This is a genomic window from Hydrotalea flava, assembly GCF_001623405.1.
In the GTDB taxonomy this organism is placed as follows: Bacteria; Bacteroidota; Bacteroidia; order Chitinophagales; family Chitinophagaceae; genus Hydrotalea; species Hydrotalea flava.
The window spans coordinates 32,592-53,225 of sequence record NZ_LUHG01000080.1; the positions used below are offsets into that span (position 1 = coordinate 32,592).

At 33.9% G+C, this 20,634-nt stretch carries 21 protein-coding genes; 14 read left to right on the forward strand and 7 right to left on the reverse strand.

Annotated elements, in window-relative coordinates; all coding sequences use genetic code 11:
* Positions 1 to 85: 85 nt before the first annotated feature.
* Entirely contained in the window at positions 86 to 1,696 is a 1,611-nt protein-coding gene (locus tag A0F92_RS08955; protein WP_068244524.1) for a vitamin K epoxide reductase family protein, read from the reverse strand.
* 165 nt (positions 1,697 to 1,861) lie between these two features.
* Between A0F92_RS08955 and A0F92_RS08960 the strand changes: the two genes are divergently transcribed.
* The 14 genes from A0F92_RS08960 (at position 1,862) to A0F92_RS16065 (ending at position 12,990) form a co-directional block, all read left to right on the forward strand.
* Positions 1,862 to 2,536, forward strand: coding sequence for a LuxR C-terminal-related transcriptional regulator (locus A0F92_RS08960; RefSeq protein WP_068244526.1), 675 nt, complete (start codon positions 1,862 to 1,864; stop codon positions 2,534 to 2,536).
* A gap of 156 nt (positions 2,537 to 2,692) precedes the next feature.
* Entirely contained in the window at positions 2,693 to 2,866 is a 174-nt protein-coding gene (locus A0F92_RS15590; RefSeq protein WP_167516964.1) for a hypothetical protein, read from the forward strand.
* A gap of 238 nt (positions 2,867 to 3,104) precedes the next feature.
* Positions 3,105 to 4,436 carry a TlpA family protein disulfide reductase gene (locus tag A0F92_RS08965; protein WP_068244530.1) on the forward strand — a complete coding sequence of 444 codons (1,332 nt, stop codon included), beginning with the start codon at positions 3,105 to 3,107 and terminating at the stop codon, positions 4,434 to 4,436.
* Positions 4,437 to 4,658: 222 nt separating this feature from the next.
* Positions 4,659 to 4,853, forward strand: coding sequence for a bacteriocin (locus A0F92_RS08970; RefSeq protein WP_068244533.1), 195 nt, complete (start codon positions 4,659 to 4,661; stop codon positions 4,851 to 4,853).
* Positions 4,854 to 5,091: 238 nt separating this feature from the next.
* Complete coding sequence (locus tag A0F92_RS08975; RefSeq protein ID WP_167516965.1) at positions 5,092 to 6,252, forward strand: TlpA family protein disulfide reductase; 1,161 nt, start codon at positions 5,092 to 5,094, stop codon at positions 6,250 to 6,252.
* Positions 6,253 to 6,386: 134 nt separating this feature from the next.
* A complete protein-coding gene (locus A0F92_RS08980; RefSeq protein WP_068244541.1) occupies positions 6,387 to 6,575 on the forward strand; it encodes a hypothetical protein in 189 nt (62 codons plus the stop codon).
* A gap of 85 nt (positions 6,576 to 6,660) precedes the next feature.
* Positions 6,661 to 8,064 carry a TlpA family protein disulfide reductase gene (locus tag A0F92_RS08985; protein WP_167516966.1) on the forward strand — a complete coding sequence of 468 codons (1,404 nt, stop codon included), beginning with the start codon at positions 6,661 to 6,663 and terminating at the stop codon, positions 8,062 to 8,064.
* Positions 8,065 to 8,319: 255 nt separating this feature from the next.
* Positions 8,320 to 8,484, forward strand: a complete 165-nt coding sequence (locus tag A0F92_RS15595) for a hypothetical protein (RefSeq protein WP_167516967.1) — start codon at positions 8,320 to 8,322, stop codon at positions 8,482 to 8,484.
* Between the two features lie 149 nt (positions 8,485 to 8,633).
* Positions 8,634 to 9,962: a TlpA family protein disulfide reductase gene (locus A0F92_RS08990; RefSeq protein WP_068244548.1), complete on the forward strand. Its 1,329-nt coding sequence runs from the start codon at positions 8,634 to 8,636 to the stop codon at positions 9,960 to 9,962.
* 113 nt (positions 9,963 to 10,075) lie between these two features.
* Entirely contained in the window at positions 10,076 to 10,294 is a 219-nt protein-coding gene (locus A0F92_RS08995) for a bacteriocin (protein WP_068244551.1), read from the forward strand.
* Positions 10,295 to 10,358: 64 nt separating this feature from the next.
* Positions 10,359 to 10,775: a hypothetical protein gene (locus A0F92_RS09000; protein ID WP_167516968.1), complete on the forward strand. Its 417-nt coding sequence runs from the start codon at positions 10,359 to 10,361 to the stop codon at positions 10,773 to 10,775.
* Between the two features lie 68 nt (positions 10,776 to 10,843).
* A complete protein-coding gene (locus tag A0F92_RS09005; protein WP_068244556.1) occupies positions 10,844 to 11,863 on the forward strand; it encodes a TlpA family protein disulfide reductase in 1,020 nt (339 codons plus the stop codon).
* Positions 11,853 to 12,824 (forward strand): DUF4369 domain-containing protein, encoded by a 972-nt coding sequence (locus A0F92_RS09010; protein ID WP_167516969.1) that lies wholly within the window; start codon positions 11,853 to 11,855, stop codon positions 12,822 to 12,824. Before A0F92_RS09005 ends, A0F92_RS09010 begins: the two co-directional genes overlap by 11 nt.
* Complete coding sequence (locus A0F92_RS16065) at positions 12,715 to 12,990, forward strand: TlpA family protein disulfide reductase (protein WP_394330969.1); 276 nt, start codon at positions 12,715 to 12,717, stop codon at positions 12,988 to 12,990. Before A0F92_RS09010 ends, A0F92_RS16065 begins: the two co-directional genes overlap by 110 nt.
* Positions 12,991 to 13,183: 193 nt before the next feature.
* Here the strand turns inward: A0F92_RS16065 and A0F92_RS09015 are convergent, their stop codons facing one another.
* The 6 genes from A0F92_RS09015 to A0F92_RS09040 form a co-directional block, all read right to left on the reverse strand.
* A complete protein-coding gene (locus tag A0F92_RS09015) occupies positions 13,184 to 14,734 on the reverse strand; it encodes a M28 family peptidase (protein ID WP_167516970.1) in 1,551 nt (516 codons plus the stop codon).
* A 153-nt stretch (positions 14,735 to 14,887) separates the two neighbouring features.
* On the reverse strand, positions 14,888 to 15,745 hold the full coding sequence (gene tatC / locus A0F92_RS09020) for a twin-arginine translocase subunit TatC (protein ID WP_068244563.1): 858 nt from the start codon (positions 15,743 to 15,745) through the stop codon (positions 14,888 to 14,890).
* Between the two features lie 114 nt (positions 15,746 to 15,859).
* Positions 15,860 to 17,131 (reverse strand): hemolysin family protein, encoded by a 1,272-nt coding sequence (locus A0F92_RS09025; protein ID WP_068244566.1) that lies wholly within the window; start codon positions 17,129 to 17,131, stop codon positions 15,860 to 15,862.
* A gap of 110 nt (positions 17,132 to 17,241) precedes the next feature.
* Positions 17,242 to 17,955, reverse strand: coding sequence for an FKBP-type peptidyl-prolyl cis-trans isomerase (locus tag A0F92_RS09030; protein WP_253810312.1), 714 nt, complete (start codon positions 17,953 to 17,955; stop codon positions 17,242 to 17,244).
* 173 nt (positions 17,956 to 18,128) lie between these two features.
* The gene (gene argH, locus A0F92_RS09035) at positions 18,129 to 19,472 is read right to left on the reverse strand and encodes an argininosuccinate lyase (RefSeq protein ID WP_068244572.1); all 1,344 of its coding nucleotides are present in this window, start codon (positions 19,470 to 19,472) and stop codon (positions 18,129 to 18,131) included.
* Between the two features lie 61 nt (positions 19,473 to 19,533).
* A complete protein-coding gene (locus tag A0F92_RS09040; protein ID WP_068244576.1) occupies positions 19,534 to 20,631 on the reverse strand; it encodes a M20 family metallo-hydrolase in 1,098 nt (365 codons plus the stop codon).
* Positions 20,632 to 20,634 lie beyond the last annotated feature (3 nt).

Below are 20,634 nucleotides of genomic sequence, written 5' to 3' on the forward strand. Positions count from 1 at the left end.
CTGCTACTTGTATTGCGTAGCAGGCGTTCCACCGGATATTTTCTTTTAGGGAACGTTACCAAAAGAAAAGCGTTTATACCAATAGTTAAATGATGATATTTTTTAAATCTTCAATCGAATAATCTTCCGGTAATCTGTACCCATTAATAAACAGGGTAGGTGTAAATGCAATACCTGCCTCACGTACCCATTTATTCATGGTATTTACTTCTTGCTGCTGGTCTTTTAAAGACGGGTTTACGGAAAACTTTTGTGAAAATTGTTCATAATCTTTTTCCACTGATAAGTACCAGGCATCTAATGCATTCCTTGTTTTCAATTCATTACCCTCTGCATAAATTCCCATTAAATGATTTACAACCATTTCTCCTTTCGAACTACATAAAAAAATAATTTTTACCTGAATATTCTTATTTGAATGGATGAGTTCTTCTAGGATGGGATGCGCTTCTGAGCAAGGATTACAATAGGGATTGCATACTTTGATAATGTTGATTTTACCTTCGGGGTTACCTATTGATATGCCAATATTTTGCCAGCCATCAGGCGCGGCAGGTTGTTGTACTAACAATGCATTGAAAATATCCGGATTAAAATGTGTTCTTCTATAAGCATGGAAATACAACGAATATTTTTTGGCATCTAGAAATATAGGTTTAAAAAAAAATAAAAAAATTATTGGTAAAATAACTGCAATTGAAACTACCACCAAAAAATTAGTGTTGACAATATTTAAAATGGATATTTTTGTAAATAGAGCAACATGTGAAACTGACCAAATCAACTCAAGTAATAAAGTTAATTGAACAATTAAACACAAGGGGCACCATTGTTTTATCACTTTCCATTGATAATAAATACTGAATATAATATAAGGACTTGCACATGCACTTAATAATGAAATAAATGCAAATTTATTATCTAAACCCAACCCGGGTAGTAATAAAATAATACATGTGCTTGCAAAGTAAATAAAGCCTAATTCACTCCATGAAACACCTGCAATTTTTGAGGCTTTACTATGTAAAATAGCATTGCAATTCGTTTTCTTCCCAATACCACATAAATTTTTTATGAATGGATTATTCTGATCAATTTCATATATCAATAATAGGCTGGTTGCTAAAATGCCCATCAGCTTAACACATACGATGGCGATGTATGGAATATAACTGTTAAATGAAATTTGCTGATTAAGTACTATTAAACCGGAAATGACCATAAAAGCTGCAATAATGGCTACCCATTGCTTTAGCCTTGTAAATAATTCTTCTTTTTTATATACTTTATATTGTTGATTGTTTTTTTGAGCTGCATTTTCTGCCAACCAAACAATTTTTTGGAATGATTCTAAAAACTGTTCTCTCGATATGGTTTTTTTGCTCAACCGGTTATGATAAAAAGTAACATTATTTTTGTTAATGTCTTGCACTAAAATAAAATCTTTACCAACATTTTCTACCTGATGAAAGGCAATAAATGGTGTTTCTATGGTTTCAATTTGTGTTGTCTCTATTTTAAAGGCAGCATTTTTCAAGTTAAATTTAGCAAAAGTATCACTTAGACTTAATAAGCTGGGATAAAATGGATGTTCTAATAGTGATTCTTTAATTTGCGATGCTGTTATTTGTACCCCTTTTAATTTAGCATATTTAATAGCTACAGCATCTAAGGATGTGTTAAAACTATATACCATACATACATTTTTTTGTAAACTTAATAATTTTATTAATATGGACTATGTAGGGGAATCCCTACAATTTGCTCAAATTGAATTTTGTAGGGAATTCCCTACACAAAAAAATTTAGCTATATATATATATATATATATATATATACTATATTTACCGAAACCTTTTGAATGAAAGTTTTTATATATCATAATCAGGCTGATGTAGTAGTTTTAGTGAGGCATCATCTCGAAGCTGGTTTTGCATCCTTATCTATTGTTTTGTTTAACGACTGTATACATTTTTTACAACAACTTCATTTTGCCAAACCATTGCCCCATTTTATTATATTGGGGTTATCCTCCAAAAAAATAGAATCATTGGCCTTAATTGAATTTATTTCTACTCATTATGCCGGATTACCCTTATTACTGGTAGTATCTGAAGTAGGTGTAAAACAAGTGAAAGATGCGTTAGCCCTTGGTGTTAGCGCTGTGGTTTTGGAAAACAATATACCACAAGAATTACCAGAAGCCGTGGCAGCAATATTCAATCATCAACTTTATTTTTCTGCCCAATTAGGCATTACTGCTAAAATACACAAAATACTTCGGGAAGAACGTTGGGCGGAACAATTGAATATGAAAAGCCTTCGTTTAACAGCCACCGAGCGTTCAATTATTAGTTTGTTGCCCGGCACATTGAGCTATAAAGAAATAGGACTTATTTTAAACAAAGAAGAAAAAACAATAGAAGTTTATATACAACGCATTTGTAAAAAATTAAATATAGAAGGAGGGCGAATGGGATTATTGATTTATTGTATTAGTAGAAAATTTATTCGAATTGGCGACGCTTCTTTTTAAAATTTAATATCCCTTTTATAACCCGTATTTTTAAAAATTGTAGGGCTTCCCCTATACTTATTATTCAAAAATTGTTTATATTTTTATACTACCTAAGCGCAAGGGTTGCCTGTATGCATGTTCAGGTATATTTTTTAACTTTTAAATTTTTTAAAAATGAAACCATTAACCAAAGATGAAATGAAATTAATTAAAGGAGGTATTGATCAAGGTTGTGTTGCAAGCATTTGTGAAGCTAAGTCTACTGAATCAAAAAAGTGTAAATGCAGCCCGGCAGGATATGGCTGTTTGTGTACAACAATAGTTGTAGAAATTTTACCTCCACAGTAAATTTTGAGTGTTGTTTTTTACTATTAGAGGCAGTTATTTTAATTGATATGAATTGTTGTGATATAAAAAATAAATTATTGCTAACCAAAGTGTCTATTTAATACTGCCTCTTTTTTATATTTTACTCAATAAACTAAATATAATGTATATAATTAAGATTATATTGATTGTATTCATTGCTAATTGTACTATATCAGTTCATGCCCATAGCTTGTTTTATAATAACAAATTGCTGAAAATGAGTTCATCGGGTGTAACTTTTGAAATAAATGATAGTGCATTTTTTATGAATGACGGTACCCCTTTTAAATTAGTATTTAAATACTATGATTCCATTGGAGTTCCACACAACATCTTTTTACATAAAGGACAAAACTTTGTTCCGCTGCAACGACCAACTCTATTTATTCAGAATAATGATCTTGTTAGAACGCCATATTTGGTTTTCCCAAATACTACAGTGCACATTCAATTAAATTGGGATGGCAGTATAACCTTCATGCATGCAGATACCGTGTTAATGTACTCAATGAATTTATTTAAATTGATGTTGGACAGTATTAATACACTTACCATCAAGTATGCCATTCCTAAATCAGCAGACTCCATGCATCGGGTTTTTTTAACTAACCAAATCAATGGTGCAATCGATTCTTTAACCAATCTACAATATGTATACCTTCATCATTTTACACGGCAACATTTTTTAACCGAGGATATTTCTGATTATTTTAAGCGTGTTATTCTATGCTTACAGCTACTTTCTAAAAGCTATCTGGCTATTGATACAAAAACCAATGCTATTTGGTTGCATCATTTATCTGACTCTCTTTTCACAAATGCATTTCCATATTCAGATAATTTTTTTCAAAAATACATTAATCCCTATTTTATAGAACTATGTAATGTGCTCTTCAATTATCAATGCTCTGGAACTTATTATAGAAAATTAAACGATTCTGCAACAATTTATACATTAGCCCATCAATTGTCTTTTATTCCATCCAAATATATTCGTAATATTTTAACTCATAACATTATACAAGATGGTTTATTCAGAGATACTACCATTATTGGAAGTAATGTTATTTTGCCCAATTTAAAAAAGGTTGATACTTCAAATTTCTTAACCTCTTTTATAAATGACAGCTTACTATCAGTTGATCTGGAAACAAAGATTTCGTTACCCAAATTATTGGATCAGTTTCATCATAAAGTAATTTTAGTAGATATTTGGGCTAGTTGGTGTGGCCCATGTAGGGCTGATATGCCTTACTTAAATAAATTGGCTGATACACTTAAATCAAATGATTTTGTATTGCTTCATTTAACAATTGATCGCGATGTATTAGCATGGCTAAAAGCAAGTGAATTAGAGCAATTGAATCGTGCATTCAATTATTGTTTTATCGAATTTGATGAAAGTGCATTCAATCAAAAATTTTCAGTTTATTCCATTCCAAGATATTTGTTTATAGGTAAAAATGGGGAAGTAATTCATTCCAATGCGCCATCCCCTTCCGGTAGTTTTCATCAGTTGGTACAATTAATTAGTACGCATTTGAAATAAGTTTCATGAAAATGAAATAGAAACAGTATATATTACATGCCGGCATTTAAACATGCCTTATATTGTTTCACTACCAGAGGAAAATTAATTGTGTATCATAAAATTGTAGTGCTTCCCCTACACCTATTATTCAAAAATTGTTTATATTTTTATACTACCTAAGCGCAAGGGTTGCCTGTATACATGTTCAGGTATATTTTTTAACTTTTAACTTTTTTAAAAATGAAACCATTAACCAAAGAAGAAATGAAACAAATTAAAGGAGGTATTACGCATTGTGGCACCTGTTCTGCTAACAGTGCTACCTGCCAAAGTTTCCCTTCCGGATGGGTTTGTACGAATTTGTATGGCTATGGTGGGTTAGCCATGCAGTGTGCTAATTTATTCACTATGGAGTTGCAATATGTTTCCTGTTAATTTTTCAAATTGCTATTGGCTAATCTTTTATCAACAACATTAGCCAATGGCTTTATCTGTTTATTACAATTACATGTGTCTATTAAAAAAAATATATTTCATTGTAATCTTATTATTCTATCACTGTGTATTATTGTCACAAACTTTTCAGATACCATTTTATTTAAATAAATCTGATAGTAACTTTTTTTATGTTACTGAATTAAATTCACCCACTTACATAAATACATCTGATAGCTTGTTGCATTTAAAAAATGGTATGGTTATTCAGCGTTATGCTGTTTTCCATAAATCTATTCAATCACAAAAGGAGCGCCATGACCAAAACGAGGTTTCTATTTTAGTTGGTATTGCACAGCAACAATTAGTAGTAGTGGCTGACCAAAATTTTAATCATTCTTTTAGGGATGATTCTGTGTATATTATACCGTTAAAAAGTGCCAATCAATCAACATCTGCATATATTCAACAACTTCCCGTCATACACCTTCGTAATTTAGCTTATACCGACACTCATCATACCGTTCATTTATTTGATGCAGCATTTCGTTGTGCGCCTGTAACTGCTTCCGGAAAGCCATTTACCGATAGTGTTCAATTACAGCAAATCGACTATTTTAAATGTACTATTATTTCTTATGCTTACTATGAATCTGTACCTTTTAGCTATAAAGGGGCCATTTATCAGTTTCGTATTTTTCCTTACGCTTTAACGGCTGCTATTTATCCTAAGCAAATACGAAACATACATGCGTATGCTGCTATTTTATTTTATGCCATAGAAAATGAACAATTACAATTAATGGCTTATAATACCTTAGATTATGTTTTACAAAATGGACAAGGTACAGCTTTTGGAAAAGATAGTATACATATTCAGTCTATTGATTTTGATCATCAAATTTTGCATTTTACCATTGATACTCCTTTAACTGCACATGTAACAATTCCTTATGCAGTTTTAGTAGGCAGCTATCTGTATCAACTTGCATTACATAAAAAAACATCCATCAACTTTCAAGAAAAGCCCTATACCATTCTTGAATTCAGTGGTACCTGGTGCAAGCCTTGTATGGCTTTACAACCCTTTATTAAACAGCTAGTACAACAACTCCCTCCACAGCTTCAGTTGATTACTATTCTAAATGAATATAGTATAGAAAATGCAGAAGCATTTTATTGGCAGCACAAGCCAACCTGGCCGGTTTATTATGAACCTTTGTATGATGCGGATAATCACACTTTGCATCATTATTTAAACATAGGGATATATCCTACTTTTATGGTTATTGATGCATCCGGAAATGTATTATTTCATGAAAATGGGATTGGTGCATTAGATAATTTATGTCGACATTTTAACATACCTTATATTGTTTCACTGCCTAGGGAAGATTAATTGTGTATCATAAAATTGTAGGGCTTCCCCTACACTTATTATTCAAAAATTGTTTATATTTTTACACTACCTAAGCGCAAGGGTTGCCTGTATACATGTTCAGGTATATTTTTTAACTTTTAAATTTTTTAAAAATGAAACCATTAACCAAAGAAGAAATGAAATTAATTGTTGGTGGTAGTGCCAGTACACCATGTACAAACAATGGAGATTGCACTACACATATTACTATTAAATGTAATGGAAAATCACAAGAAAGTGGATCCGGAAGATGTTATGATTCCGGAAATGGCATGGTATGTCACTACAGTGTTGCTTGTTAAATATTTTATCTAATATTCATAACAAAGAAAACAATGAGGTCATTATTATAATGATCTCGTTGTTTCAGTTTTTACAAATTCAGTTATGGCTAATACGATTTTACCATTTTGTCTATTAAGTGTTTTAGGTATAATGGGATGTAAAACCAGAAGTAAACTGCCGGTTATTCAGGTGCAGGTAAATGCATCTTTTCAACAACCTGTTCAAATGTCTGTTTGCGATTTCTTTTCTAACGGTTGTGCTTTAGATTATATTGATACTGCCGGTGTTAAGAAGGTGTTTCATGTCATTCCGGGTCAGCTATTTTCTATTAATAAAGATACCAATTGGTTTTTATTTGATACCGATACCATTACCATTTATAACAGAAACGGATATACTTACATCAATACTCAAAATAACGAAAACAAAAAATATAATGAATTTTTAAATAGGTGTTTTGAAATGAAGGCTTCATTTAATAATAGCTATACTATTTATTTTTTGCAACATCAAGATAGTATCATTGCTAATGAAAATTTCATTGCTCAACATTTATCTAAAAATGACAGTTTTTATAGAAAAAATGTCAATCAATTAATCAATAACTATGATTTTAATCAAAAAATTAAAGATGATTTGCTGCACTATATATTAGAAACCCAAAAATTAATAGATGAATACTATTATTTAACAGAATCTATGCCAATATTGGATAGTTTAGGATTACTAAATAATAGATTGAATGATTATATCAATCAAATTAATCGTCAAAAAATTTCCATTTTTTCCCAAGGTGATATTGCTTTATTAATTTCAAACATTGCTAAACAGCTTACCAAAACATCAATTATTAAATTAAAAACTGATTATTCAATACGTATTTATTTCGATGACATCCAGCATTATTTCAATAAACAATCTATTTGTTATGATTATCTTGTTGCCTCTTTATATGTTCATGCGCAACGTAAAAAAATCAAACTAAATGGAACTTTATATAGAACATTAAAAAGAGAAGCAGTCAAATCAATCTTTTTTAAATATATTGATAAGAGTACTCTTGCCGAAACAGATAAATTAAAGGACTCCCCAAAAAATAAAAATTTATATGATATCCAATTTCATTCGCAAGATTTTTCAGAGATAGTATCACAATATTCTGATAAGCCCTTATTGATTTATTTTTGGGCTACCTGGTGTTTACCTTGTTTAAAAAGTTTGCCTGAAATTGTTGATTTAAAAAAGAAGTATCCTGATTTAAATATTCTATTTGTATCCATTGATAAATCACAAGATAATTGGCAATCTTTTTTGTTTGAGCGGAATATGTTTGCCTCAAATCAATTTAGAAGAAATTTCGCTAATCAAGATACCATTTTTAAAAAAATTCTAACCATCCCAAAATATGGATTATTATTAAATGAGGGTTTTGATTTAAATTTATTAGATGAAATTAATGATTCTACTATGCATCGATATTTAACGAAAATTAAATCCAAATTTTAGTATAGTTATTTTTCATTTTTTTTCTTCACCTCCATTTTTGTCTTTCAAATTTACTGCAGAGGAAAACTGAACTACTGAGTTATTTACTTTTTTTGTACGAACAAATAGTCATTTTTTGAATATTTTTTACTTCAAATTGTAGGGCTTCCCCTACACTTACTATTCAAAAATTGTTTATATTTTTATACTACCTAAGCGCAAGGGTTGCCTGTATGCATGTTCAGGTATATTTTTTAACTTTTAAATTTTTTAAAAATGAAACCATTAACCAAAGAAGAAATGAAATTAATTAAAGGAGGTACTGATCCTTCTGTTTGTATTACATGTTGGTATGGCCCATTATGTGGACCAACAAAACAATGTGAAAGAGGAAAATCGGATAAAGAACTGATTTGTAATGGGCGTAGTATAGGCTGTTAAAACTGCTACAGCAGCAGAACAAATCATCTTTGTTGATATTCTTAATAGCAGAATAGTATTCTCTTAAGGAAGAACAAAGCTATGCAAATACTTATTGTTCTTCCTTTCCAAAAAGTTTAATGCATACTACCATTCAATAAATTTAATCAATGAAATTCTTTCACATTCTGATAGTTTTATTCCTGTTTACTTCTTGTGGTATAAAAATTTCAGTAGTTAAAAATGAAGCAGATTTTTATAAAAGCCATAATTTACTTATCATGGGAAATGACGGTCAGTTAAATAAACACGATTCTTTATATGCTAAATACAAAGGTTGTGAATCATTTACTGTTTGTAAATTTTATTTCAATCGGCCACAAAGTTATTACAATGAATGGCAATCTGGAAAGATTAGTACAATTGCCTACGATTCTATCAAAGAAAAATTACTTCAAGATGAACTTTTGTGCATTTGTCAAGATACCAACACGACTATTACACTTAAAATATTTTTAGGAAAGCTTTCCAATGACCAGTATTTCATTGTACCCGATAGTAATAATGATGGCAGTTTTTTCAATGATTCTGCAATTGTATTAACAAATATGAGTGTTCAACCGAATGAAAAATATCATAGAATTACATTCATTAATGTATCTGGTTGTTATAACAACCAGCTTTTGCATTTTAAATTTGAAGCATCGGTAAAGGTTAGCCCTACATCGCAAATCCAATATAGTACAATTGAGCTATCCGATACAAAAAGTTACATCGGTAACAGTAAAATTAATGGGAATAATTATTCATTTCAGTTAATTGAATTTGTTCCTATTAGGTTTAGTCAATTGGTGTTTCAAAAATTTTTATATAGCATAAGACTTGTGAATGTCAGTCAAAACATGGTTAGTAATGTATGTTTATTTTCAGATACTATATGTTTAAATAAAAAAAACTATGTTTTCAAACAAAAAAAACCTGAGGTTGGATATGTTAAGTTAAAGCGAGTTAATTCTGCTACATCAATAGATATGAAATGGAAAAGAACTAATCCAACAAAAAATATATTGAATAGCCAGCAAATAGATTTGCTTAAAAGCATTACCGGATTGTCTTTGAATCATAAAATTATTTTTACCAATTTTTGGTTTGCCAACTGCCCACCATGCATTGCTGAGTTTCCAGCGTTAAATAATTTGTATGATAGTTTAAAGCAATATCCTGATATTGTTTTTTTATCTTTTGCCATGGAGAATCAAGACACGATTAATAGTTTTAAAAAACGTTATCAAATTCGTTTTCCGGTTTATTCAATTACTTCTGAGCAAAATGATTTTTTACAAGGCGCTCCCATTTTTCCTGCAAATATAATATGGACAGAAAAATGGGAACAGGCATATATTCAACGTGGTGGTTCTAAAGATAATTTGGCTGCAAAAGAATTTTTTAAAAGTACAATATTACCAATTTTAATTCAAATAAGACAAAAAGTAAAATGAAATATATAAAAATAATTATGCAATATAAGCTAATAATTTTTTAAATTTAATAAATGATAATGTTGGTTTGAATATCAGTAAAGTTATATTTTTCAACCGTTTCGTTTTAAAAAATGAAACCATTAACCAAAGAAGAAATGAAACAAATTAAAGGTGGTGTTACGGGTGTTCCAAGCCAAACTTTAGAAGGACAGTGTACTTCAACGTGTTGGGATGCGCCTGTGGAAGGAAATGAAATTGGATCTGTTTCTGTTTCAAGTTGCTCTACAGATTATGGTGCTTGCAAAAGCCAATATCCATCAGCTGTAAAAGCTACTTGCGTTTGTAGCTAAGAATGAACAAGGTTGCCTATTTTTTATAGGCAACCTTACCTATTGATTAAATCATTTATTTAATATGAATACTATTTACTTTATGACAACAAAATTGTATCATGGTTTAGTGCCATTGCTGTTCTCTCTTTTTTTTCCTTTCATATGTTATTCCGCTGATACACAAATACCCAATAAAGGGGTATATAATGTTTATATACAAACAGTCTCATCATTTTTCAATTCTGAAATCAAGGCTATAAATATAACTTATGATATTTTTTACCCTTTTGTGGCATTAAAAAAGCAAACTATTAATCTTGTAAATCATTTTGCCAAGCAAACATATCGGTTAACAATACCAACTACCATCTTCCAAGTAGCCTATAATAAACCTATTTGTGTGAACAATAATGATACTATTTTCTTAACACTGAATAAAAATAATAAAGTGGTTTATAGTGAAAAAATCCAACACGCTATTTTTATTTTAAATATTTGAATAGGTATAATGATAGTCTTCCCATAAAATCCATTTTAACATCTTTACGTGATACTACGCTTAATTTTATGCAATATAAAATTATTTTATATCAAAAATTTCAGGCTGACTCTCTTTTTATTGTTTCGTTTTTTAACAAACGAGGGGGTGATAATGAAAAAATTTTTATTGCTAATGCTAAATGTGTATATATTGATTTATTGTACAAATATTTTGTGCATCGTTCTTTATCTTTAACCGATGATGAAAAAAATTTTTTTAAAACATTTATTCCTTTTTTAAATAGCATTGAAGCCTTAAAAGCAACCACTACTTATTACAGAATGGCATTAGATGCAGTGGTTAAAGCCAATGCTAATATTGGCGTAAATATGAGTTTTACTGTAAAACAGTTTAAAGATATTTTTTTGACGGCGAATCAATTGTTTTCTACATCTATGTTAAAGGTATTTACTTTAACCCAATTTACTACAATTACAAATTGGTACAATACTACCTATTTGCCATTAGCTACTACCATTAAAGATAGTTTATTGTATGGCACTTATAGTATAGATACAACAGATCAGCAGGCCCTGCTGATGCGTTACAACAATTTTAAAAATGCATATACTAATATGTTGCCTTATAAAAATACGTTATTCATTAATTATTCCGGCCAAAAAATATCGCTTTCGCAATTACTCAACACCAATAAACCAATTGTTATTAATTTCTGGGCAACTTGGTGTGGACCCTGTATTGCTGAGATGCCTATGTTGGATAGTTTGCAACATATATTAAAAGATAAAATTACATTGTATACCATATCAATTGATAAGAACAAGCAAGCATGGCACAATTTTCTTCAACAGCGGCCATCTATGCAAACTTATTCTTATTGTGTAGATACGATGGAGAATAATGCTTTTTTGCAACAATACCAAATAGCTAAAGTACCCCGCTTTATGGTGCTACTTTCTAACGGTGATATTCTTGCTTCTAATTTTCAAAACACTGCCAATGATCCTAATTTTGTCAATAGTTTGGATGAATTGTTAATACGTATGAAAGTGTATCATGCTAATTTAAATGCTAATGATGATTGACTATAAAAAATGGACCTTTCTTACTAACTTTCTATTATTTACCTTTCCTTTCCTATTTGCGCAACAGGAAACTTGTAAACCATTTACCATACAGGGTACTGCACAATGGCCCAATGGCACTACCATTTATTTGCAATATGTTGTAACGCCTACACAATTGGTAACAGACAGTTGTAAAGTGATTAACCACCGTTTTTATTTTAAAGGCTGCATTACAGAACCCGTTATGGCAACTTGTTCTATTGGGCCGCTAATGAATGCGGTAGTTAGTAATGAATATTGTGATATTTTTTTATCGCCTGCTTCTATGCAATTAACCATTCCACGAAACAATATCTACAACCATTCTCACTTATCCGGTTCCGTAGAAGATAGTATTTTTTCTGCAGATAGAGCAATTCATACCACATTTCTGGAATGGCGAAAGCCATTACAAGACAGTATGCTATTGTATCAGAAGACTATTCAAAAAGCTGTGCAGGAAAACAATGCTACACTGGTTACTAAATATGAATCATTGGTACGGCAGTTGCAGGAAAAATTATATGTATCTCTTCAACAAGAAAAAAACGCTGATTCATTGTTAATTTTACAACATCCATTTTCTTATTTTACATTAAGTTGGTTAGCGTCTGCCAATAATGATATGATGCCTCTTTCCACTGTTGAACAAATGTATGCAGCCTTTCCGGATGCTTTAAAAAAGAGTAAGAATGGTAGGGTTATTGCACAAATGCTTGATAATGAAAAAAAATTTGCAGTAGGTAATTCAGTTCCCGATTTTATAGTAAATGATACTAAAGGTAATACCTATTCATTTGGCTGCATACCGGCAGCAGCAATATGTTTTATTGAAGTTTGGGGTATCTTATTGCCTGCCCTGCAGGAAATTAGAACCCTATCTAAAAAATATAGATTCACTATACCGCGATCATTTAACAATTATTGGTATTTCTACTGAACATAGTGCGGCTGACTGGCATCGTTGGGTAGAACATGCCCATTTGCCATGGATTCAGATATTGGATCAAACTGTTATTCCAATCGCTGTAGATAAATACCAGAAAATTCAGGATACCTATCAAATAGTAAGCATACCTTCTATGCTGCTAATAGATAAAGAATGACGTATTGTAGCGAAATATGGCGGCTACTATACTTCACCCACTGCTTATATTCCTGCATTAAAACAGCAGCTACAGGCTGTTTTTGGGTATTAAATATTTTTATCACTACATTTTAAGTTTTACAATCCATATTCCCCTATAAAAAACCCCATACCAAACGGTATGGGGTTTATGTAATGTTGAAAAGGATGAATTATCTGGCATTAGGCATATTCAATGGTTTGTCGCGTAGTAACATATTATCGCGGTTGGCCATTTCCCAGGCAGTATAAAATATCATTTGGGCTCTTTTGCTCATTAGCTCAAAATTAATTTTATCAACAGTATCAGTAGGCTTGTGGTAATCGGCTAACAACATACCATCATAAAAGAATAATATAGGAACGCCTTTTTTAGCAAAATTATAATGGTCGCTGCGGTAGTAAATACGGTTGGGATCTTGTGGGTCATCATACTTGTAATCCAGATTCAAGCCCACATATTTTTGATTGGCTGCTTCATTAATAATGGGCAATTCGCTGCTTAATTTATCGTGGCCAATTACATATACATAATTTAAGGAATCGGCAGTTTTGCGTTCGGTATCTAAACGGCCAATCATATCTGTATTCAAATCAACAGATGTTTTATCTAATGGGAAGATAGGATGTTCTGAATAGTATTCACTACCCCATAACCCTTTTTCTTCTCCGCTTACCGTCATAAATACAATGTTGCAGCGGGGTTTATAACCTTTTTTGGCAGCAGCACTAAACGCCTCGGCCATTTGTAAAACCGCGGTAGTGCCTGAACCATCATCATCGGCGCCATAATAAATTTTACCATCATGCTTGCCTAAGTGGTCGTAGTGTGCAGTTAAAAACACATACTCGTCTTTTTTATCGGTGCCGGGTAAAATGGCAATTACATTGCTGCTTTGCAGTTCATTGGTTTTTTTGCGCATGGTAATTAGCACATCGGCATAATAGGTGCCCGCATTCATATCTGCCAACTGGCTCCAGCTTTGCGGGGTAGTTCTGCCCAATAACGCAGAGGCCATTGCTGTAGAGATGGAGGCTGTAATAAAAGGTTTACCTTCTGTAGGTTTTAGATACATGTTGCCTGTTTTTGAAACTGGCTTTTCTCTGGGATAATCATTCGAAACCAATAAAATGCCGGCTGCACCTAAACGGCGGGCGGCCATTATTTTGGCATACATTCCAAACGGACTAAAACGATTGTTGGGGGCATTGATTTTTTCCATTAAATCTTTGGGGCCGCCTTCTAATACAATTACTAATTTATCCGCTACATCTAACCCCTTGTATTGGTTAATGTTGGTTTTTTCATCTACAATACCATATCCGGCAAAAACAGTGTTTTGATAATTAAACTGCCCATCTTGCAATGCATTGATAGAAAAGTTATAATCCTTATCCCACGAATAGTTTACACCATTAATACGAAACTGCGCATCGGTTAATTCATCTTGATATACGGGATAGTATTGCTGATAGCTGTTGCCATTGCCGGGCTTTAATCCAAATTTTTTAAATTCAGATTCAATGTAAGCAGCCGCTTTCTTTTGCCCGGGGGTTGCGGTTTCACGGCCCTCCATCTCATCGCTGGCCAAAATGGTTAATTTTTCTTTTAAAGCAGAGGGATTGATGAGTTGTGCAAATTTTTGTGCAGCATCCTCACCGGTTTGTGCCTGTAACTGCCAGGTGACAAACAGCGCAACAAAGAGTAACATTTTTTTCATCATGTGCATTGGTTTAAGTTAAACAATCATTCATTGTAAACATGGTAAAATAGTGCTATATTATAGCATATTTACCATTTTAAAAAATAGGTATCGAAAATACGAAGCAGTGGTAAGTATTGAGAAAAGAATTACACTAGTGGTAATGTGCACCCATTAACCCCATTCTTCTTTTTCCTTCTTCTGCTCATCTTTATACACTTTGGCTGCCACCAGAATACTCAATTCATAGAGCGACATTAAGGGTACAAACACAATCATCATACTCATCCAGTCGGGACTAGGAGTAATGAATGCAGCAATGGTGAGCAAAATAACAATGGCATAACGCCTGCTGCGGCGCATAAACATGGGGGTTAACAAACCAATACGGGTTAATACAAAGGTTACTACCGGCAACTCAAATGCCAGGCCGCAGCCCAGAATAATATTGGTTAAGTTCTCTAAATAATCGGTAAGGGTAGGCCGGGTTTCTAACATAGAAAGCGTGCCTAATTTAAAATTTGCTAAGAAGTTAAAAGTGTAGGGCCCTAATAAAAAGAAACCAAATGCTGCACCCAGAAAGAAAAAGAAAGAAACCCAGAAAATGGCGAAACGAGTATTCTTGAGTTCTTTTGGCGTAAGCGCCGGTTTAATAAAACGCCATAATTCCCAAAATACATAAGGAGCCGATACAATGGCGCCCATAGTAAAAGCTAATGTAATACTGCCCAGAAACTGACCGCCGAAGCTGGTGGTTTGCATGTTTACCTGAACGGGCGGAAGGGTTAATCCATCGCCCATACCCAGCCAGTGACTGATTTTGTATAAAGCACGATACGTAATAAAATTGGGATTGATGGGTCCGGTAATGATATTATCAAATACCCAGTTACGGTAAATAAAAATTACGATACTGGTTACAAATATTACCAAAACACTGCGGATGATGTGCATCCTTAAAGCATCCAGATGATCAATAAAGGTCATCTCGGCGGTTTCGGCGGTTCCATTTTTTTTACGAAAATTTGCCATTGATCACGCAACATTCAATTAGGGCACAAAGTTAATGGGATGCAGTTAGCAAAAAACGAAAAATATGTATTTAACAAAATAAACCCTGTAACCTGCTAGCAACAGGGGTATTGCTTATTCTAATATTTTTAATTTTACCATATCAATGCGGGTTTCACTCACATTCAATATATCAAACTGGTAAGGACCGATGATGATTTTTTCTTTGGGCTTGGGAATGGTGGTATGCTGGTTAATAATAAATCCACTCAGTGTTTCTGATTCTTCATCATTAAATTCCAAATGGTATTTTTCGTTCAGATAGTCCAATTCCAGCCGGCCGCTGAACAAAAATTCTTTTTCGGCTATTTGTTTTTCCACCAAATCTTCGGTATCGTATTCATCTTTAATTTCCCCAAAAATCTCTTCTAATAAATCTTCCAGGGTAACAATACCTGCCGTGCCGCCAAATTCATCTACCACCCAGGCAATGGTTTTCCTTTCTTTGGTGAATTTGTTGATTAAATCGGTGGCGCTCATGGTTTCCGGAACCGCCGGTATGGGCAATAAAATATCTTTAATGGCAGCGGGTTTTTTAAACAAGTCTAACTGATGAATATAGCCCAAAATATTGTCGATGGTATCTTCATATACAATCAGCCTGCTGAGTTTGGTTTGTATGTAGCGTTCGCGTACTTCCTCTAAGGTTGCGGTGATTTCAACCGCTTCAATTTCAGTTCTGGGTACTAAGCACTGGCGTATTTTTACCATCGGTAAACTCAATGCATTTTCAAACAACTCATTGTTTACCTCGGCATTTTCTTCATCCGTATCTTTATTTTGCTGATACAAATGCTCTAAATCTACCTTGCTGAATACCTCACTTTTATCTTTCACCGGCACATTAAAAATATACTTCAAAATCCATTGAGCAATACCCACAAAAAATACGGCCAATGGTTGAAAAATATTGTGGAAGAATTTTGCCAAAGGTGCAAAAACAATCAATAAACTGTCGTTCCTGGCACGAAAAATGGCTTTAGGTATAAATTCACCAAAAATTAATACAATGAGGGTAGAGAGTAGCGTATTGAAAACCAATTTCAGGTAACTATTTTCAATGTCGAAAAAGCGTTTAAAGAAATTCCAGATACTGGAGTTGAGCAATTCATCAAACAGCAAACCATAGGCCACCAAAAAAACATTCACGCCAATTAAACAGGTGCCAATAAATTGGGTAGGCTTTTCTAAAAATTTGCCTACAATCATACCGCCGTTGCGGCCTTGCTTTTTCTTTAATTCAATACTTAACCGATTGGCGCTTAAAAAAGCGATTTCATAACCGGCAAAAAAACCGATGAACAGTAGCGTAACAATCAGCCAAATAAAGGTGTACAATTGATCCATACCCTACGAAAGTAATAAATCTTAATGATATGTACTGCATACCATTAACCACCGCCTTTGGTAATAGCTTGTAAGCATGGTTTTATGTAATTTTTAGGGATGCATGCGCACTAATGTTGCACACCCAACAGTTCTACCGTAAACACCAAAGTAGCCCCGGGCCCAATTTTTTCGCCTGCTCCTTTGTTGCCATAAGCCAAATCGGAGGGAAGATAAATTTTCCATTTGCTGCCTATGGTCATTAATTGCAGGGCTTCTTGCCAGCCTTTTATCACACCGTTCAATGGAAATGTTACCGGCTCGCCTCTATCAACCGAACTATCAAATACGGTTCCGTCAATGAGGGTACCGTGGTAATGGCAGGTTACTTTATCAGCCAAGGTAGGTTTTATGGTATCGGTACCGGCTTTCAGTACTTCATATTCCAAGCCATCGGGTAGGGTAACTACACCAGGACGTTTGCCATTGGCTTCCAGAAATTTTTTGCCGGCTGCTATATTGGCCTGAGTTTTTAGCTCCTGCATTTTGGCTGCATAAGCAGTAATAATATTCATTACCTGCGCATCGGTTAGCTGAACTTTTTTCTTTTCAGTAATTTCTTTTAAGCCTTTCAAAAATAATTCGGTATTGATGTTGGATAAGTTTTGTGCTGCTAACGATTGCCCCACACTAATACCCAATGCATAACTGGCCGAGTCTTTTTCGGTTTTCAGTACAAGGGTATTGGGATGTGCCGTGCTGTGTGCCGGCATGGTTTTTTTGGTTTGTGCCTGTACGAGGGTGCCACACAATAAAATAGCAATAGGAAGGAATAATTTAGTCATATATTGAGCTTAATAGAATGCGATGATTGCATATAATACGTATAACTTTCGTCGGTTGTTTTGTTCACCACAATTTTTATTTCTTTGGCAATGATAAGCAACAAATTTGAATGGAAATACAGACTGCTGGTTTTTTATACTGCCGGAACTATGTTTTTAACAGATTGATACTTTTACCCTTTGGCATCGGCCAGCAATTGAGCAATAGCCTGTGCTGCTTTTTCAAAACCAAATCCGGCTATTACGGTATCCATTTGGTGTTGTATTTGCGGGTTACACAAATTACCTATACTGCCTTCATGGGTATGGTGCAATTGGGTGCTGTAGGTAAATTGCCCGGCTTCAATTTGCCGGCCAATTTGTTGATAGGCTTCGCGAAAAGGTACGCCCTGTAATACTAATTTGTTTACTTCTTCCACACTAAACATATAGCGGTATTTTTCATCGATAATAATATTATCCTTAATGTGTATATTTTCTAGCATCAGCGTGGCCATTTGCAGGCATTGACGTAGTATGCCGAAGGCAGGAAAAAGATGTTCTTTCAACAACTGTAAATCGCGGTGATAGCCCGATGGCAAATTAGTGGTTTGCACAGTAATTTCATTGGGTAAGGCTTTGATGCGATTGCAGTGCGAACGTATCAACTCAAATACATCGGGATTTTTTTTATGCGGCATAATGCTGCTGCCGGTAGTTAATTCGGCAGGGAAGGATACAAAATCGAAATTCTGGTTCAAGTACAGGCATATATCCATACTTAAACGCGCTAAAGTATCGGCTACATTGGCCAATGCCTGTGCCGTAATGCGCTCTGCCTTACCCCTACCCATTTGTGCATATACCACATTGTAATTCAAATCATCAAAACCTAAAAGGGTGGTGGTGAATGTGCGGTTAATGGGAAAAGAAGAACCATAGCCGGCGGCACTACCTAATGGATTTTTGTTGACTATTTTGTAGGCCGATTGTAGGGTAATACAATCATCCACCAAACTTTCGGAATAAGCGCCAAACCATAAACCAAAAGAAGAAGGCATGGCCAATTGCAAATGCGTATAACCGGGTAATAAATGATTTTTGTAACGCTCACTTTGTTGTTGCAGTAAGTTAAAAAATTGATGAACAGCAGTAACGGTGGTAGTTATTTCCTTGCGTAAAAACAATTTAATATCTACCAATACCTGGTCGTTTCTACTGCGGGCACTGTGTATTTTTTTTCCTGTTTCGCCCAAAGTTTGAGTGAGTAGAAGTTCTATTTGCGAATGAATGTCTTCTACATCATCGGCCAACTGAAAATTACCGGCTTCAATGGCAGTATAAATATGTAACAGTTCCTTTTTCAATAATTTGGCTTCATCCTCTTTCAATAATCCAACGGATGCCAGCATAGTAATATGCGCCATAGAACCCAAAACATCAAAAGGTGCCAGGTACATATCCATAGCACGATCGTTGCCTACTGTAAACTGTTCTACTGCCTGCAATGCACCGCTGTTTTTTTGCCAGAGTTTCATGTTGTTGTATATACGTGGTTAACAATTATATGATTCTATTTGCCTTTACCTTTTACTCATGTTAGGAAACAGGCAACAATACTTTATTCAATAATTCAATGTACAATGCAATACCGTTAGTAATTTCTTCCACAAAAATAAATTCATCTGCACTATGGCTTCTGGCGCTATCGCCCGGCCCCATTTTCAATGTTGGGAAGGGCATTAGCGCTTTATCGCTGGTAGTGGGTGAGCCGTAACAGGTTCTGCCTAAGCTCAGCCCAGCCTGAATCAGCGGATGTTCTACCGAAATTGAAGTTGAACGTAAACGGCAACTTCTGGGCTGAAACTGACTTTGTATGTTTTGTTGAATTACTGCCAATATTTCTTCAAAAGTATACAATTCATTTACCCTTATATCTACTACAAACTGGCATTGTGCCGGCACTACATTGTGTTGTTTATTGTCGGTCTGAATAACGGTAACACTCATTTTAACCGGCCCTAATAAATCGCTCACTTTTTCAAATCGGTATTGGGTAAACCATTCAATATCTTTCAGGGCTTTTAGTATGGCATTATCGCCCTCTTCTCTGGCTGCATGTCCGGGTTTACCTTGTGCTGTGCAATCAATCACCAATAAGCCTTTTTCAGCCAGGGCCATATTCATTAATGTTGGTTCGCCAACAATACCGCAATCTATTTTAGGTAAACGAGGCAATAATATTTCAACGCCATTGCTGCCTGAAATTTCTTCTTCTGCCGTTGCGGCCATAATGAGGTTATAAGACAGATTTTCCTGCTGGTAAAAATGTAAAAAAACAGCTATTAAAGAAACTAAGCATCCGCCGGCATCATTACTGCCTAAGCCGTATAATTTGCCATCTTTTTCAATAGGTTCAAATGGAGGCAGGGTATAGGCTTTATTGGGTTTTACCGTATCGTGGTGCGAGTTTAACAGGATAGTGGGTTTATCGGGATTAAAATATTTATTTTTTGCCCAAATATTATTCAAGAACTGATGGGTGGCTACTCCTTTGCTTTCTAAAAATGTTTGAATAATTTCAGCCGTTTCTTCCTCTTCTTTGCTGAAGGAAGGGGTGGCAATTAATTTTTTTAAAAGCCGGGTTGCATCTTTTGCTAAATATGCTACCGTTGTAACCGATTCGTTTGATTGCATAAA

Coding starts and splice junctions, on each gene's coding strand:
- A0F92_RS08960 (WP_068244526.1), top strand. CDS start 1,862: ATGAAAGTTTTTATATATCATAATCAGGCTGATGTAGTAGTTTTAGTG.
- A0F92_RS09040 (WP_068244576.1), bottom strand. CDS start 20,631: ATGCAATCAAACGAATCGGTTACAACGGTAGCATATTTAGCAAAAGAT.
- A0F92_RS09030 (WP_253810312.1), bottom strand. CDS start 17,955: ATGACTAAATTATTCCTTCCTATTGCTATTTTATTGTGTGGCACCCTC.
- A0F92_RS08980 (WP_068244541.1), top strand. CDS start 6,387: ATGAAACCATTAACCAAAGAAGAAATGAAATTAATTGTTGGTGGTAGT.
- A0F92_RS15590 (WP_167516964.1), top strand. CDS start 2,693: ATGAAACCATTAACCAAAGATGAAATGAAATTAATTAAAGGAGGTATT.
- tatC (WP_068244563.1), bottom strand. CDS start 15,745: ATGGCAAATTTTCGTAAAAAAAATGGAACCGCCGAAACCGCCGAGATG.
- argH (WP_068244572.1), bottom strand. CDS start 19,472: ATGAAACTCTGGCAAAAAAACAGCGGTGCATTGCAGGCAGTAGAACAG.
- A0F92_RS09010 (WP_167516969.1), top strand. CDS start 11,853: ATGATGATTGACTATAAAAAATGGACCTTTCTTACTAACTTTCTATTA.
- A0F92_RS08965 (WP_068244530.1), top strand. CDS start 3,105: ATGAGTTCATCGGGTGTAACTTTTGAAATAAATGATAGTGCATTTTTT.
- A0F92_RS09025 (WP_068244566.1), bottom strand. CDS start 17,131: ATGGATCAATTGTACACCTTTATTTGGCTGATTGTTACGCTACTGTTC.
- A0F92_RS08970 (WP_068244533.1), top strand. CDS start 4,659: ATGAAACCATTAACCAAAGAAGAAATGAAACAAATTAAAGGAGGTATT.
- A0F92_RS08955 (WP_068244524.1), bottom strand. CDS start 1,696: ATGGTATATAGTTTTAACACATCCTTAGATGCTGTAGCTATTAAATAT.
- A0F92_RS09000 (WP_167516968.1), top strand. CDS start 10,359: ATGAATACTATTTACTTTATGACAACAAAATTGTATCATGGTTTAGTG.
- A0F92_RS08985 (WP_167516966.1), top strand. CDS start 6,661: ATGGCTAATACGATTTTACCATTTTGTCTATTAAGTGTTTTAGGTATA.
- A0F92_RS09005 (WP_068244556.1), top strand. CDS start 10,844: ATGCAATATAAAATTATTTTATATCAAAAATTTCAGGCTGACTCTCTT.
- A0F92_RS09015 (WP_167516970.1), bottom strand. CDS start 14,734: ATGATGAAAAAAATGTTACTCTTTGTTGCGCTGTTTGTCACCTGGCAG.
- A0F92_RS15595 (WP_167516967.1), top strand. CDS start 8,320: ATGAAACCATTAACCAAAGAAGAAATGAAATTAATTAAAGGAGGTACT.
- A0F92_RS08995 (WP_068244551.1), top strand. CDS start 10,076: ATGAAACCATTAACCAAAGAAGAAATGAAACAAATTAAAGGTGGTGTT.
- A0F92_RS08990 (WP_068244548.1), top strand. CDS start 8,634: ATGAAATTCTTTCACATTCTGATAGTTTTATTCCTGTTTACTTCTTGT.